13 protein-coding genes are annotated in these 15,552 nt (G+C 68.0%); 6 read left to right on the top strand and 7 right to left on the bottom strand.

Going from position 1 to position 15,552, the window contains the following annotated elements; genetic code table 11:
- Nucleotides 1–4 precede the first annotated feature (4 nt).
- From GL284_RS00400 to GL284_RS00425, 6 genes are all read right to left on the bottom strand, one after another.
- On the bottom strand, nt 5–1,537 hold the full coding sequence (locus GL284_RS00400) for an amino acid ABC transporter ATP-binding/permease protein (protein ID WP_155042674.1): 1,533 nt from the start codon (nt 1,535–1,537) through the stop codon (nt 5–7).
- A complete protein-coding gene (locus tag GL284_RS00405; RefSeq protein ID WP_155042675.1) occupies nt 1,534–3,096 on the bottom strand; it encodes an ATP-binding cassette domain-containing protein in 1,563 nt (520 codons plus the stop codon). Before GL284_RS00405 ends, GL284_RS00400 begins: the two co-directional genes overlap by 4 nt.
- Nucleotides 3,097–3,216: 120 nt before the next feature.
- A complete protein-coding gene (locus GL284_RS00410) occupies nt 3,217–3,453 on the bottom strand; it encodes an Lrp/AsnC ligand binding domain-containing protein (protein WP_155042676.1) in 237 nt (78 codons plus the stop codon).
- 25 nt (nt 3,454–3,478) lie between these two features.
- Nucleotides 3,479–4,855, bottom strand: a complete 1,377-nt coding sequence (locus GL284_RS00415; RefSeq protein WP_155042963.1) for an MATE family efflux transporter — start codon at nt 4,853–4,855, stop codon at nt 3,479–3,481.
- Nucleotides 4,856–4,900: 45 nt separating this feature from the next.
- A complete protein-coding gene (locus GL284_RS00420; RefSeq protein ID WP_155042677.1) occupies nt 4,901–5,458 on the bottom strand; it encodes a L,D-transpeptidase family protein in 558 nt (185 codons plus the stop codon).
- A gap of 1 nt (nt 5,459) precedes the next feature.
- Nucleotides 5,460–6,668, bottom strand: a complete 1,209-nt coding sequence (locus tag GL284_RS00425) for a MalY/PatB family protein (RefSeq protein ID WP_155042678.1) — start codon at nt 6,666–6,668, stop codon at nt 5,460–5,462.
- A 75-nt stretch (nt 6,669–6,743) separates the two neighbouring features.
- Between GL284_RS00425 and def (GL284_RS00430) the strand changes: the two genes are divergently transcribed.
- The 6 genes from def (GL284_RS00430) (at nt 6,744) to fmt (ending at nt 12,189) form a co-directional block, all read left to right on the top strand.
- Nucleotides 6,744–7,265: a peptide deformylase gene (def, locus tag GL284_RS00430; protein ID WP_155042679.1), complete on the top strand. Its 522-nt coding sequence runs from the start codon at nt 6,744–6,746 to the stop codon at nt 7,263–7,265.
- Between the two features lie 25 nt (nt 7,266–7,290).
- The gene (locus tag GL284_RS00435) at nt 7,291–7,815 is read left to right on the top strand and encodes a peptide deformylase (RefSeq protein ID WP_155042680.1); all 525 of its coding nucleotides are present in this window, start codon (nt 7,291–7,293) and stop codon (nt 7,813–7,815) included.
- A gap of 329 nt (nt 7,816–8,144) precedes the next feature.
- Nucleotides 8,145–8,645: a peptide deformylase gene (def, locus tag GL284_RS00440; protein WP_155042681.1), complete on the top strand. Its 501-nt coding sequence runs from the start codon at nt 8,145–8,147 to the stop codon at nt 8,643–8,645.
- A gap of 116 nt (nt 8,646–8,761) precedes the next feature.
- The gene (locus GL284_RS00445; RefSeq protein WP_155042682.1) at nt 8,762–10,399 is read left to right on the top strand and encodes an alpha/beta hydrolase; all 1,638 of its coding nucleotides are present in this window, start codon (nt 8,762–8,764) and stop codon (nt 10,397–10,399) included.
- On the top strand, nt 10,384–11,265 hold the full coding sequence (locus GL284_RS00450; RefSeq protein ID WP_155042683.1) for a dienelactone hydrolase family protein: 882 nt from the start codon (nt 10,384–10,386) through the stop codon (nt 11,263–11,265). Before GL284_RS00445 ends, GL284_RS00450 begins: the two co-directional genes overlap by 16 nt.
- Before the next feature lie 30 nt (nt 11,266–11,295).
- Entirely contained in the window at nt 11,296–12,189 is an 894-nt protein-coding gene (gene fmt / locus GL284_RS00455) for a methionyl-tRNA formyltransferase (protein ID WP_155042684.1), read from the top strand.
- A gap of 739 nt (nt 12,190–12,928) precedes the next feature.
- Here the strand turns inward: fmt and hrpB are convergent.
- Nucleotides 12,929–15,337, bottom strand: a complete 2,409-nt coding sequence (gene hrpB, locus GL284_RS00460) for an ATP-dependent helicase HrpB (protein ID WP_155042685.1) — start codon at nt 15,335–15,337, stop codon at nt 12,929–12,931.
- Nucleotides 15,338–15,552: the final 215 nt, after the last annotated feature.

The raw sequence follows: 15,552 nt of genomic DNA on the forward strand, positions 1-15,552 counted from the left end.
AAATCTACTCCAATCGAATGACAGCGGAAGCTGCGCGCAGGTCGCAGGGGCGATGTGACGCAGCCACGACGGAAATGTCGCATGAAATCAAAAGGATTTCACGCATTATCACATCTGCGAGTGCGGCATCCAATCCTTCGGTGGGTTCATCCAGCAACAGAATCAGCGGTTTGCGCAGCAAGGCACGGGCAATGGCCAGCCGCCGCGCCTCGCCGCCCGAAAGGCCCTGCCCGCCATCCCCCAGCCGGTGATCCAGCGGATAGGGCAGCCGCATCGCGTCCAGCAGGCGCTGCATCCGGGCATCAGTCGCCGCCGGATCGGCCAGTGCCAGATTGTCGCGCAAGCTGCCCGCAATCAGCGCCGGGCGCTGCGGCACCAGCGTCAGAACGGCGCGCAGTTCGGCCTCGGACCAGTCCTGCACGGGACGCCCCGCCAGCGTGATCGGCGCGGTGGGCGGGATCAGCCCGGCGATCTGCGAAAGCAGCGTCGATTTGCCCGCACCGCTGCGGCCCTGCAGCCCCAGCATCTGCCCCGGTCCGATGCGGATGCCGTCCACGATCAGCGGCAAGGCAGGCTGCGGCGGCGCAATCCGGGCCGCCGGCCGTCCCAGCATCGGTGCCACGCGGGATGCGGCATCGCGGATGCGGCCCCAATCGGCCACGGCGCGCCGCATGGGTGCGGTCGCCTCGGCCAGCGCAAGCCCGGCGAAAAAGCACATGGCGATGATCGCCGGGGAAAGCTGCGCCTGCGCACCCAGCACCAGCGCACCCGCCATCGCGGCCAGCCGCGCCAGCTCTTGCGCCATGGCCACGCGCCGTTCGGTGCCCTCCAGCACGGCATTTGCCCGGCACGCCCGCGCCTCGGCCTGCATGGCCCGGTCGATCTGGGCGTCAAGCTGGCCGTAAACCGCCAGATCGTCCCGCGCCGCGATCAGATCCAGCGCATGGCTGCGAAACGCGCGCTCGGCGGCCACGGCACCGGCGGCCACCTGACCCGACCGCCGCAGCCCCCACAGGCCAGCGGCAAGCGTGGCGATCAGATGGCAGCCCACGACCCAGGCCGCGACCTGCCAGTCAGCCAGCCAGACCATCAGCGCGAAACTGGCCGCCAGAACCGCAGCCCCCGCCGCAGCAGGCAGAACGATGCGCAAAGGCAGCCCGTCCAGCAGATCGGTATCGGCCACCACCCGCGACAGCGCCGACCCGCGCCGCAGCCGCTGCATGGCATCCCAAGGCAAGGCGCCCAGCCCGGCCAGCACCGCCCCGCGCAGCCCGGCAACCGCCCGCAAGGTCGCATCATGGCCCAACACACGCTCGCCATAGCGGGCGGCGGTGCGGATCAGCGCCAGCCCCCGGACCGAGGCCGCGGGCCGAAACACATCGAAAACCGCCCCCGCTCCGGCAATCGCCGCCGCGCTGATGAACCAGCCCGACAGCATCAGCAGACCGACCCCCGCCATCACGACCAGCACGGCCAGGGCCAATGCCCGCCGCATCCCGCCACTTGCCGCCATCACGCGCCAGATCTGCCGCATCATGCGCCCCCGATCCGGTATTCGCGCCCGATCGCGGCAACCAGCGCCGGATCATGCGTGGCCACCACCAATGTCGCCCCGGCACGATGCGCGGCCAGCAACCCGCGCGTGACATCGGCGGCGGTCTGCGGGTCCAGATCGGCGGTCGGCTCATCGGCCAGAATGACCGAGGGGCGGGCGTAAAGCGCGCGGGCCAGCGTCAGCCGCCGTGCCTCGCCGCCCGAGAGCCCCGCGCCGCGTTCGCCCAGCCGGGTCGCCAGCCCCTCGGGCAAGCCCGCGACCAGATGATCCGCCGCCGCCAGCGACAGCGCCTCGGCCAGATCGCCCGCGCGTCCCATGCGCAGATTGGCCTCCAGCGTGTCGTCCAGAAAATGCACGGCCTGCGGCATCCAGCCGGGATGCAGGGGCCGCAGAACCTTGCCCTGATCAGCAACCTCAAGCCCGGCCAGCAGGCGCAGCAGCGTGGTCTTGCCCGACCCGCTGGGCCCGGTCACGGCAATCGCCTCTCCGGGGGCCAAGGCCAGATCATAGGCGATGCCGCGATGCCTGACGCCCCGCAGCGCAAGACCGCCCGCGCCAGCCTCGGGCAGCATCGCAGCCTCGGCCATCTCGCGCTGCAGCGCGCCTGCCGCCGCATCCGCCGCCGCCCGGTCGTGCCATGCCGCCGCCAGATCGCGCAGGGGCTGGAAAAACTCGGGCGCGATCAGCAGCAAGAACAGCGCCTGCACCGTGCCCAACGGCGCGCCCCATGTGCCAAAGCCGATCTGACCCAGCAGCGAAAACCCGCAAAACACCGCCATCATGGCGATCCCCAGCGCGGCAAACAGCTCCAGCACGGTCGAGGACAGGAACGCGATGCCCAGAACCCGCATGGTCTGCCGCCGCAAGGCCTCGGCCGCGGTGGCGAAACTGTCGGCCAGCGCGCCCTGCGCGCCAAGCAGACGAATATCGGGCAAGGCGCCGATCCGGTCGGACAGCAACGCGCCCATGCTGCTCATGCGGTCCAGCTGTTCACGACTGGCCTTGCCCGCCGCATGGCCGATCAGCGCCATGAACAGCGGAATCGCGGGACCGGCGATCAGCAGGATCAGCCCCGCCGCCCAAGCCGTCGCAAAGGCACAGACCAGCACCGCCACGGGCACGACCGCCGCCCGCAACCGCGCCGGACCATAGCGGAACGCATAGGGCCGGATCAGCGCCAGCTGCTCGCCCACCACGGACGCAAACGCCCCGGCACGCGGCAAGACCGCCCGCCTTGCCACATGGGTCAGCACCTCGCGCCGCAACCGCCCCAAGGCGGCACTGGCCGCACGCTGACCGGCCCACTCGGCCAGCGCCGCAACGCCCAACCGCAGCAGGCCAAAGCCCAGCAGCCCGGCCACCCAAACCAGCCGCAGCCCACGACCGTCGATCAGCCCGCCAATCGCCTGCGCCGCGCAAAACGCCATGGGCAGCCAGACCAGCCCCGCCGCGACAGAGCCCCAGGCCGCATGCCGCAGCGCCTGCCGCTCGGGTTGCAAAAGCCGCGCCGCAGCGCCCTGATCGCCGTCCTGCTCATCCATGCACGGACCCTAGCCACAAAACCCCGCGCGCCGACATGCGGCACGGCGCCGCTGCCCGGCCTCCTTGTTTGCGAAATACCCCGGGGGAGTCCCGCAGGGACGGGGGCAGCGCCCCACCCTTCAGAACGCCTTGAAGGTCATGGTGGTCAGGGTGCGGCGGATATCAGGGATGTCGAACAGACTGTCCGACAGGAACTTCCCGACATCCTGATCCTCGGGCACATAGATCTTGGCCATCAGGTCATATTCGCCCGAGGTCGAATAAAGCTCGCTGACGATTTCGCGGTCATAGATGGCCTCGGCGACCTCATAGGTCTTGCCGGGGGTGCAGCGGAACTGGACGAAAACCGGACGCATGGCGGATCTCCTTTTGCCGGCGAAACTAGCGCGCGGGCGCGGCGCGGGTCCAGTCCCCGCGCGCAAATCCGCGCCAGAAGCGCCGCATCAGCAAAACCGCCGCCACGCTCAGCCCCACGACCAGACCCAGCCACAGCCCGGCAGGGCCCAGCCCTGCGACGAAGGCCAGACCATAAGCCACGGGCATGCCGATCACCCAATAGCTGATGGCGGCCAGCACCATGGGCACGCGGGTATCCTGTACGCCGCGCAGCAGCCCCAGCCCGATCACCTGCATGGCGTCGGTCAGCTGGAACAGCGCGGCAAAGAACATCAGGCTGGCCCCCAGCCGCAGCAACTCGGGCGTCGTGGGCTGGGCCGGGTCCAGAAACAGCCCGACAAGGAACTGCGGAAACAGCACGAACACCGCCACGCAGATCAGCGCCAGAACCAGCGACACGGCGATCACGGTATGGGCGGCATCGCGCATCCATGGCGCGTCGCCCCGGCCCTTGGCCTGTCCCACGCGGATCGTCGCGGCATTCGACATCCCCAGATGCAGCATGAACGTGACCGAGGAGATCTGCAGCGCGATGCCATGCGCGGCCAGTTGATGCGTGCCGATCCAGCCCATCATCACGTTCGAGCCGACAAACAACCCGCCCTCGGCCACCATGGTCAGCCCGATGGGCAGGCCCAGCACGAACACCCGGCGCATCTCGGACCAGTCGGGATTCCAGAAGCGCTGGAACAGCCGGTACTTGCGCGCCAAGGGCAGCCATGCCGCATAGCCGATCAGCGCCAGCATCTGCACCACCTGCGTCGCGACCGAGGCAATCGCCGCCCCCTGCACCCCCAGTTCGGGCGCGCCCAGATTGCCGAAGATCAGCACCCAGTTCAGAAACACGTTCATCGGCAGGCCGACCAGCGTGATCAGCAGCACGATCTGCGGCCGCTCCATCGCGGCAAGATAGCTGTTCAGCGTCAGCGCGCACAGCACCGGCAACAGGCCGAAACCCGCGATCCGCAGATATTGCTGGCCCAGATCGGCCACCACCGGCGCCTGCCCCAGCGCCAGCAGGATCGGTCTGGAAAACAGCATCAACGGCAGGACCAGAACCGCAAATCCCAAGGACAGCCACAAGGCCATCCGGGTCGCGCGCCGCACCTCGACCTCATCGCCGCGGGCGATGGCGGCGGCGATGACGCCCATCACCGCGATGCCAAAGCCCATGCCCAGAAAGAACAGGATGTGGAAAAACGATGTGGCGATGACCAGCGCCGCCAGTTCCTCGACCCCATACCAGCCGACCATGACCGTATCGGCCACGCCGATGGCCATGCGGGCGATGTGGCTGCCGACAAGCGGCAGACCAAGCGCGAAGGTCGCGCGCAGATGCGGGGCGTAACGATGCAAGGTCATGCCCATGCCTTATCCTTGGGCATTGCCGGGGGCAAGCGCGGCGTCTTACGGCCGGATTTCGACCTCGGTGCCGATGCGGGCCAACGCGAAGATCTCCTCGATCTCGGCATCGGTGACGGCGATGCAGCCCTCGGTCCAGTCGCCCTTGACCCGGTAGCCTGCGGGGATCTGGTTCGGCTGGCCGTGGATCATGATGTCGCCGCCCGGATCAAAGCCGCCCTTGCGCGCGGCCTCGCGGTGCTGACGCTGCGGGTAATCCAGCCCCAGCGACAGGTGAAAGCGGCTTTGCGGGTTCAGCCGGTCGATGCGATAGATGCCTTCCGGCGTGCGGCCATCGCCCTGCCGCGACTTCGTGCCCTCAGGCGAAAAGCCCAATGCGATCTGGAACATCTTCGCGGGGCCCTCCTGCTGATAGACGGTCATCCGCCGCGCGCCCTTTTCGATCAGGATGCGCTGGATGGGCGTCGTCAGCTCGGGCGCGGATTGCGGCCGGTAATCCGGCGGCGCCACCGGCACCAGCGGCCCCGGCGCCAGCAACAACCAGCCGCTGAGCGTCAGAAACAGCAGCGACAGCGCCGCGAAGATACCGCCCAGCCGCCGCATGTTATTGCAGATCACCAAAGGCGCGGGCCAGCCGGGCGACCGCGTCCTGCACCCGCGCGTGGGTCGTCGCCAGATTGAAGCGCATGAACTGCTCGCCCCCCTGCCCGAAGCTGATGCCATCGCTGGCGGCGATCCCGGCATCTTCCGCAATGCGACGGCGGATTTCGTCCTGATCCATGCCGGTGCCGGAAAAATCGACCCACGCCAGATAGGTCGATTGCAGCGGCATCGAGCGCAGCCCCGGAATGGCGTTCACCGCCTTGTCGAAGTCCCGGCGGTTGCCGTCCAGATAGGCGACCAGTTCATCGACCCATGCCGCACCTTCCGGCGAATAGGCCGCCGCCACCATATGCAGCCCGAAAAGCCCCGGCGAGATGCCCAGCGCCGCCAGCTTCTGCGCCATCGCGCCGCGCAGTTCGGGATCGGACACGATGATATTGCCGATATGCGCGCCCGCGATGTTGAAGGTCTTGGTCGCCGCCGTCAGCGTCACCAGACGGCTTTCGATTTCCGGCGCGGCCAGCGCGGTCGCCATATGCCGGGGCGCGCCGGGCATGACCAGATCATGATGGATCTCGTCCGAGACAAGGATCATGTCATGGGCGGCGCAGAATTCGGCCACTTGCCGCAGTTCCGCCTCGGACCAGACCCGCCCGCCGGGATTGTGCGGCGAACACAGGACCAGCATCCGCTCGCGTCCGGTCATCAGCGCGGCCCAGCCTTCCCAGTCCATGCGGTATTCGCCCTCGGCCTGCACCAGGGGAAATTCCGTCACGTCACGGCCATTGGCGCGAATCACCCGCGCGAACCCGTGATAGACCGGGGTCATCAGCACCACCGCATCGCCCGGCTGGGTGAAGGCATCGACACACAGCGCCGTGCCGTTCACCAGACCATGCACCGTCATGATCCAGTCGGGCTGCACCTGCCAGCCGTGACGGTGCTGCATCCACCAGCAGATCGCGTCGGTATAGGCCGCATTGCCGCCCGGATAGCCATAGATTCCATGCCGCGCCACAGCCTCGACCGCGTTCTGCACTACGGCGGGCGGGCGGAAATCCATGTCTGCCACCCACATCGGGATGCCGTCCGCCGGATCGACGCCATAGTATTTCTGCATGTCGTCCCATTTCGAACAGGCAGTCCCCACACGGTCGATCTGCTCATCGAAATCGACGGCGGTGCGGGGGGCGGGCTTGGTCAGCGACATCGGCATTCCTCCTGAATTGCGGGACCAGAATAACGCCTTGTTGCGCCGCTCCAACCCTTCGCCTAGATGATACGCATGACGACGCTGAACATTCTCCTTCATCCCGATCCGCGGCTGAAAAAGATCTGCGCCCCTGTGGCCCGCATCACGCCCGAGATCGAGACATTGGCCGCCGATATGCTGGCGACGATGTATGACGCGCCGGGCGTGGGTCTGGCCGCGCCGCAGGTCGGTGTTCTGTCGCGCGTCTATGTCATGGATTGCGAAAAAGACCCCGAGGCGGCGCGCAATCCGATCGTCATGGTGAACCCGCAGATCACATGGTCGTCCGAAGGTCTGAACACCTATGAGGAAGGCTGCCTGTCGATCCCCGACCAATATGCCGATGTGACCCGCCCTGCGCAGGTGCGCGTCGAATGGCTGGGTCTGGACGGCAAGACACAGGAACGCGAATTCGACGGCCTTTGGGCCACCTGCGCCCAGCACGAGATCGACCATTTGGATGGCAGGCTGTTTCTGGATTATCTCAGCCCGATCAAGCGGCAGATGATCACCCGCCGCATGGTCAAGCTGAAACGCGAGCGCGCCCGTGCCTAGGCCCCTGACGGGTCAGGAACGTCAAATGGCTCCGCAGGGCCCGGATCCGGCCCTGCTGGCGCAAACCGGGCGCATCCGCCCGGTGCTGATCCATCCCGATCCGATGCTGCGGCAGGTCTGCGAAGCGGTGGGCGTGCTGGACTGGGCCAGCCTGTGCCAGCTTGCGGGCGATCTACTGGTGACGATGTATCACGCGCAGGGCCGGGGACTGGCCGCGCCGCAGATCGGCCAACCCTTCCGCATCTTCGTGATGGATTCGGGCTGGAAGAACGGCGCGCCCCAGCCGCGCATCTTTCTGGACCCGCAGATCACGCCGATCAGCGGCCCGGTCGAAACGCTTGACGAACAGTGCCTGTCGATCCCCGGCCAGCCGGTCGCCGTGACCCGGCCCACCGATATCTCGGTCAGCCATTACGATCTGATGGGCAACCTGACCACAACCTTCCTGACCGGCATGGATGCCCGCATCGCCCAGCACGAGGCCGACCATCTGGACGGTGTGCTGATCATCGACCGTCTGGCGGCCTCGGGGGCCGAGGTCGCGCGTTAAACTTATCTTGGCAGTTTTGTTCTAGGGATGTTCCCATGCAATGGCGTGGAGCATGCCGATGTTCGTCCTGACCCTTTTTTGCACCGGGCTGCTGGGCTTCCTTCTGGGGCGCATGGTGGGGATGGCGTCAATGTTGCGGCGGCGCCCCCCGCCGCATGAATGGGTGGCCTTTGCGCAGGCCCCCGGCGTGCGCGGCAGCGGGCAGCCACGGGGCAGACCGGCATATCCCGCAGCACCCGGCCCGGTCGATGCGCCGGACCCGCCGACAGGTCGGATTTACCTTCACGCCCCTCCGTGATAGCGGGCGCGGATCCCAGAAAGGCCAAGCCATGACGATCCGTCCCTTCATCCCCTATTCCGACCGCCGCCTGCATGTCCCGGCCGAGCCGGTTCAGGCGATCACGGAAACCGTGCGGATGATCTGGGACGACATGATAGACACCATGGACGCGATGCCGGGCGTGGGTCTGGCCGCGCCGCAGATCGGCATCCTGCAACGCTTGGCCGTCGTCGATGCGTCGGACAAGCGCGGACAGGCGGTGCGCATGGCCAATCCGGAGGTCCTGCATGCCTCGGTGCAGTTTCGCGCCCATGACGAAGCCAGCCCGAACCTGCCCGGCGTCTTTGCCCGCATCGAACGTCCCCGCGCCGTCACCGTGCGCTTTCTGAACGATCAGGGGGTGCTGGAGGAACGCGACTTCGTCGGGCTTTGGGCGACATCGGTGCAGCACCAGATCGACCATCTGAACGGCAAGCTGTATGTCGACCATCTCAGCCCGCTTCGGCGTCAGATGCTGGTCGCAAAATCGGCAAAACTTGCCCGCAGATAAGCCCGATCACACGCGGCTTTTCTTTCGTGGGGTCCGCCACTAGTGTGACCCCGAATGACCACCGGCCCCGGCGCCGTTCCGGCGATCCGCTTCTGCCACAAGGGAAACTGCCGCGCATGTTCTCGGTTCTGCCGCTGCTGTCTGGGCTTTTGCTGGTCTCGGCGTCGCTGACGCCTTCGCTGATCCCGCGCGACTGGATCATGCAGGGCGTTCTGGCGGGCGTGTCGATGACGGCGGGCTATCTGGCGACGCAGTTCCTGATGGCGATCTGGCGCACGCTGGAAATTCCGGTGCTGCCCAAACGCTGGGCGACGATCGCCCATGCGGTGCTGGCGGTGCCGGTTCTGGCCCTGCTGGTGCGCTGCGTCATGCTGACCGACAATTGGCAGAACGACATCCGCGCCCGGATGCAGATGCCGCCGTTGGAGGCGTCGAACACCGCCAAGATGCTGCTGCTGACGGCGGCGATCTTTCTGGTGCTGTTCCTGCTGGGCCGGGCGATTCAGGCGCTGTTCGACCTGCTGCGCAAACGGCTGGCGCGCCATATCCCCGTGACCAGCGCCAATGTGCTGGGGCTGTTGCTGGCGGCGCTGATCGTCGTGCTGCTGACGCGCGACGGTGTGGTGCGATGGGCCTTTGGCGTGGCCGACAGCTCCTATGCGGCGGCCCAGCATCTGACCGATACCGAGACGCCTGCTCCGACGGACAACTGGCGCTCGGGCGGGCCAGAGTCGCTGATCGACTGGGATCTGATGGGCCAGCCCGGCCGCGACTTCATCCTTGGCGGCCCAAGGGCCGACGTAATCGAGGCGTTTTCCGGCCGCCCCGCGCTTGAGCCTTTGCGCATCTATGTCGGTCTGGCGCAGGACAGCGATCCAACCGTCCGCGCCCGCGTCGCGCTGGACGAAATGATCCGCACCCATGCCTTTGAACGCAAGGTGCTGGTCATGGCCAGCCCGACCGGCACAGGCTGGATGGACCCGGCCAGCTATGATGCGCTGGAATACATGCATAACGGCAATGTCGCGACGGTCGCCGTGCAGTATTCCTATCTGCAAAGCCCGCTGGCGCTGATCTTTGAAACGGAATCCGGCCTTGACCAGACCACGGCGCTGATGCGGCTGGTCTATGACCATTGGCGCAGCCTGCCGCCGAATGCCCGGCCGCGGCTGTATCTGCACGGCATCTCGCTGGGGGCGTGGTCCTCGATGTATGCGTTCAACCCGTTCGAGATGCTGAACGATCCGGTCTCGGGCGCTTTCTGGGTCGGGCCGCCCTTCCCCTCGACGCTGTGGCGGCAGACGAATGACGCGCGCGATCCGGGCACGCCTTATATTCTGCCCGTCGTCGATGGCGGCGAGGTGATCCGCTATGCCAGCCAATATGCGCCGCCCGACCGCATGGGCACGGCGTGGGGCCGCGTCCGCATCCTGTTCCTGCAGCACGCCAGCGACCCCATCGTCTTTTATGACCCCGCCTCGCTGTGGCGCGCGCCGGAATGGATGGCCGAGCCGGAGGCCGCCGATGTGTCGCCAAATCTCAGCTTCACACCGATTGTGACGCAGCTTCAACTGGCCGTGGACATGCTGGTGTCCACCTCGACGCCGCCGGGTTTTGGACATATGTACGCGGCCAAGGAATATATCGACGGCTGGATCTCGGTTTCCGCCCCCGAAGGCTGGACGGCCGAGGATACCGAACGTCTCAAGGCGAAATGCGGCAAAGGCGGCTTGATCGGATGCGACAACGGCTGACAGTTCTGGCTGTCACGGCAGTGATGGTTCTGGTGCTTCTGGCGCTGAACACCGCGCGCAATGCCGTAGGATGGCAGCCGCTGGTCGAGCCGCCCGAGGCGCGGGCGCAGATGCTGGCGGCAAGCTGGCGGCTGCTGACGCCGCCCACGCCCGGCCCGCACAAGGCGGCGGTGCTGCTGTCGGGCTGTGATGGCGTGCATGACAACATGGAATTCTGGGCGCAGCAGATGCTGGCGCAGAACCGGGCCGCGCTGATCCTTGACAGCCACACGCCGCGCAATCTGGGCGTGGCGCAGGCTTGGCGGGCGGTCTGCGCGGGTCAGGTGCTGACCGGGGCCGAGCGCGCGGGCGATCTGGCGGTCGCGCTGGCCGAGTTGGGAAAGATGCCGGGGATCGACACGCGCGACGTGGCGGTGCTGGGCGCCTCGCACGGGGGGTGGTCGGTGATGGAACTGATGGCCGCATTCCAGCGGCCCGATCCGCCGCCCGGCCTTGCCGCATGGCCCGCCCCCCGCGCGGACCTGCAGGCGCAGATCGGGCCGGTCGTGCTGTTGTATCCGTATTGCGGGCTGATCAGCGGCGCGGGTGCGGCCCATTGGCCCGCGCAGGCGCATGGGCTGATGCTGCTGGCCCAGCATGACAGCATCGTCGACAGCGCCGCCTGCCGCACCATGACGGCCAAGCTGGTCGCACAGGGCGCCGATCTGAAGGCGGTGACGCTGCCCGGCGTCGATCACGGCTTTGACCAAAGCGAACGCTCGGCCCTGTCGCCCCTGAAATTCGACGCCCGCGCCCGCGACCGCGCCGCGATGCTGGTGGCGGATTTCATGCAGGGCTTTGCATCCGCCCCCGATGCCGGGATATGACCGCAGCACCTCAGCGGCAAAGGGACCGACATGCGCGTGATCTTCATGGGAACCCCGGATTTCTCGGTTCCGGCCTTGCAGGCGATTGCCGCGCGTCATGAGGTCGTGGCCGTCTATTCCCAGCCGCCCCGCGCCGCAGGTCGCGGCCAGAAGCCCCGCCCCTCGGCGGTGCATCACGCCGCCAAGGCGCTTGGCCTGCCGGTGCGCACGCCGGAACGCCTGAAATCGCCCGAAGATCAGGCGGATTTCGCGGCGCTGCGGGCGGATGTGGCGGTCGTCGTCGCCTATGGGCTGATCCTGCCGCAGCCGGTGCTGGACGCGCCGCGGCTGGGCTGTCTGAACATCCACGCCTCGCTGCTGCCGCGCTGGCGGGGGGCCGCGCCGATCCATCGCGCCGTCATGTCCGGCGATGCGGAAACCGGCGTCGCGATCATGCAGATGGAGGCGGGGCTGGATACCGGCCCGGTTCTGGCCGAGACGCGCACCCCGATCGGTGCTACGGAAACCACCACCGATCTGCATGACCGGCTGTCGCAGATGGGCGCCGCGCTGATCGCGGGCACGCTGGCGCGCCTGCCGCTGCCCGCCACGCCTCAGGCGGCGGAGGGCGTGACCTATGCCGCCAAGATCGACAAGGCCGAGGCGCGGATCGACTGGACCCGCCCCGCCGCCCAGATCGACCGCCAGATCCGCGGGTTGTCGCCGTTTCCGGGCGCATGGTGCCTGATCGACGGGGAGCGGGTGAAGTTGCTAAGGTCAGAGATGGCGACCGGCGCGGGCGCGCCGGGTCAGGTGCTGGAGGGCTTCACCATCGCCTGCGGCCAAGGCGCGCTGCGCATCACCGAGGCGCAGCGGCAGGGCAAGCGCCCCATGCCCGCCTCCGAAATCCTGCGCGGCCTGACCCTGCCGACCCGTCTGGATTAAGGCCGCCGGTATCAGAGGCGTGAGGATCACAGCCAGCCGCATCTGAGGCTGGCCCGGATCAGCGCCACGCCGCTGCATCTGATGTCCCTGTCAGCAGCCGCTCAGTCTGACATGCGTGGTGGGATCGGCCTCAGGCGGGTATCCTTCTGTCCGGGCGTCCGGATCAGGACCGAAGAAGCAGCCTGATTAGAGCCCTGCATCATCCTCACCCGAACCGAAAGCCGCATGGTTGGGCGCGGGTGGTGAGATCAGAGCTGAGCGGGTTCCGCCCCTCGATGCAAGCAGATCAGGACCAAGTGGAAAAGCCTCACCTCAATAAGGCGGTCCCCATGCCCCCCTTCCCCGGATCAAGTGCGACGCGGCTTGGCGCGGATGGGTCAAGATGGCCCCAAACGTTTTTCCAGCGATCCATGCGTCCGCCTCAGGACCAAGCCGATAAGCGCCACCCCGATCAGGCCCGCCCGCATCCCAGCCGCCCCGGATCAAGGCGCCTTGGTCATAGGCCGCGCGACTTGGCGCAGGTGGTCGGATCGACCTCAAGCGGGTGTCCTTCTGTCCGGGCGTCCCGCTCAGGAGCGAGCTGGCCAAGGAACCACGCCGACCAAAGCCGCCAGCATCAAGTGCCGCGAGACATTGGCATGCGTGGTCGGACTAACCCCAAGCGGTTTTCCCGCCATCTAAGCCTTAACTCAAGCAAGGCCGCCTCCATCACCCCGACCCGACCGACACCGCGCCCGGATCAAGTGCCGCGCGGCTTGGCGCGGGTGGTGGGGTCGGCCTCGAGCGGGTTTTCCGGCCATGGATGGCGCGGGTAGCGGCCGCGCATGTCCTTGCGCACATCGCCGTAGCTTCCGGCCCAGAAGCCGGGCAGATCGGTGGTGACCGCGATGGGCTTGGCGCCGGGCGACACCATGGTGATGCGCAGCGGTCTGCCGCCCACGACGGGATGGCGGGCCACGCCGAACAGTTCTTGCAGCTTCAACTCGATGCCCGGCGTTTCGGCGTCATAGTCGATGGGCACCTTGCGCCCCAGCGGCGTGACGAAATGCGCGGGCGCGCTGCGGTCCAGCTTTTGCTGGCCGTCCCAGCCGATGCGGGCCTTCAGCGCCTCGGTCAGGTCCAGCGCGCGCAGATCGGCAAGGCTGCGCACCCGCCCCAGATAGGGCAGCAGCCACTCGGCATCGGAGAGCAGCGCGGCATCGTCCACCGCGCCCAGATCCGCCACCAGTGCGATGCGCGCCCGCAGCCGAGCCGCAGCAGGGGTCCATGTCAGCCCGTTCAGCCGCAGCCCGTCCCATGCGGCGCGCGCCATGGCCTGCGGATCGGGATCGTCCAGCGCCCGGTCGGCCAGCACCAACGCGCCCAACTGCTCTTGCCTGCGGGCAAGGATGCGGTTGTCGCGGCGCGACCAAGCGACCGATTCCACGGTCTGGATCCGGTCGGCGAACAGCCGGCGTAGATCGTCTTCGCCGACAGCGACGGCCATGCGCACCCGCGCCTCGCGCGTGTCGCCGTCCAGATCGGTCGCGACGATGAAGCGCGCATTGGCCAAGGCGTCGCCCTCGGGCAGGATGGCGCCCTTGCCGCCCGACAGCACATAGCGCTGCTGATCGCCCTTGCGGCGCAGGCCGATGCGGTCGGGATAGGCCAATGCCGCCATCGCGCCGGGCGACAATGTCGGGCGGTCCTGCGCCATGCGCCTGAGCCGCTTGGCCTCATCGCGGATGCGGTGCAGGCCGCCTGCATTGACCGGCCATGGGTGGCGGTCACCATAGGCGCGGGCGTCGCGGATCGCCGTCAGGCGCAGCGTCAGATCGGTCGGCGCGCCGGTCAGCGGATCGCGCTCGCCCAGCAGGGCAGCCAGATCGGCGGCATCCCGGCCCGCGACGACCAGCATATGCGCCAGACGCGGATGCAGCGGCAGCGCCGCCAAAGCCCGGCCATGCGGGGTGATCCGCCCGCCGCCATCCAGCGCGCCCAGCCCCGCCAGCAACGCGCGCGCCTCGGCCAAGGCAGCCTCGGGCGGCGGGGTCAGGAAAGCCAGATCCGCGCCGTCGCTGCCCCAGTTCGCCAGTTCCAGCGCCAGCCCGGCCAGATCGGCCACGGCGATTTCCGGCGGCGCGAAGGCAGGCAGCGCGCCTTCCTCGGCCCGCGCCCACAGGCGATAGCAGATGCCCGGCGCCACGCGGCCCGCCCGGCCCCGGCGCTGCTCGGCCTCGGCGCGGCTGACGCGTTCGGTCACCAGACGCGACATGCCGCTGCCCGGATCGAACCGCGCGCGCCGCGCCCGCCCGGCATCCACCACGACCTTCACATCGGGAATGGTCAGCGAGGTTTCCGCGATCGAGGTCGCCAGCACCACCCGCCGCCGCCCCTGCGCGGGCAGCATCGCCGCCCGCTGCGCCTTGAAATCCATCGCGCCGTAAAGCGGCACCACATCGGCATCCAGATCCAGCGCGGCGGCAACGCGCCGGATCTCGCCCTCGCCGGGCAGAAAGGTCAGGACCGTGCCGCCGATGTCGCGGGTGTCGGCGAATGCCTGCGCCACCAGCCGCGCGGCTTCCGGGATCAGGCGGGCGGAGGCGGGCAGCGGGCGGTCCATCCAGCGGGTTTCCACCGGAAAGGCGCGGCCTTGCGAGGTGATGACCGGCGCGTCGTCCAGAAGCGCCGCCACGGGTGCGGCATCCAGCGTGGCCGACATGACCACCAGCATCAGATCGGGGCGCAGCGCCGCCCGCGCCTCATAGGCCAGCGCAAGGCCAAGGTCTGCGTTCAGGCTGCGTTCGTGAAATTCGTCGAAGATCACGCAGCCGATCCCGTCGAGCCCCGGATCCGATTGCAGCATCCGCGTCAGGATGCCCTCGGTCACGACCTCGATGCGGCGGCCCGCCACGGCCTCGCCGCGGATGCGATAGCCGACGGTCTGGCCCAAGGGCTCGCCCAGCGTTTCGGCCATGCGTTCGGCGGCGGCGCGCGCGGCAAGGCGGCGGGGTTCCAGCATGACGATCCTGCCCGACACGACCGGCAGCAAAGCCAGCGGCACGCGCGTCGTCTTGCCCGCGCCGGGCGGCGCCATCAGCACCGCGCGGCCATGCGCGGCAAGGGCGGCAGTCAGTTCGGGCAGGACAGAGTCGATGGGCAAGGACATGGGCGTCTTATGTCAAAGCCACAGCCGCACGAAAAGATGCGGCGGGCGTCAAGCATGCTTTGACAGGCTGGTGTTATTCGGCCCTGATGAAGGGATATTGCTCAAATCTATTCAGGTATCGTGATGGACGCGTCTTTGCTGCTGTTCCTGCTGCCGCTGGGCGCGGTGGCCTTTGTTGGGCTGATCTCGGATGATGACGAGGATTAGCGGATCAT

Origin of the sequence: Paracoccus shanxieyensis (assembly GCF_009711265.1) — a bacterium.
In the GTDB taxonomy this organism is placed as follows: Bacteria; Pseudomonadota; Alphaproteobacteria; order Rhodobacterales; family Rhodobacteraceae; genus Paracoccus; species Paracoccus shanxieyensis.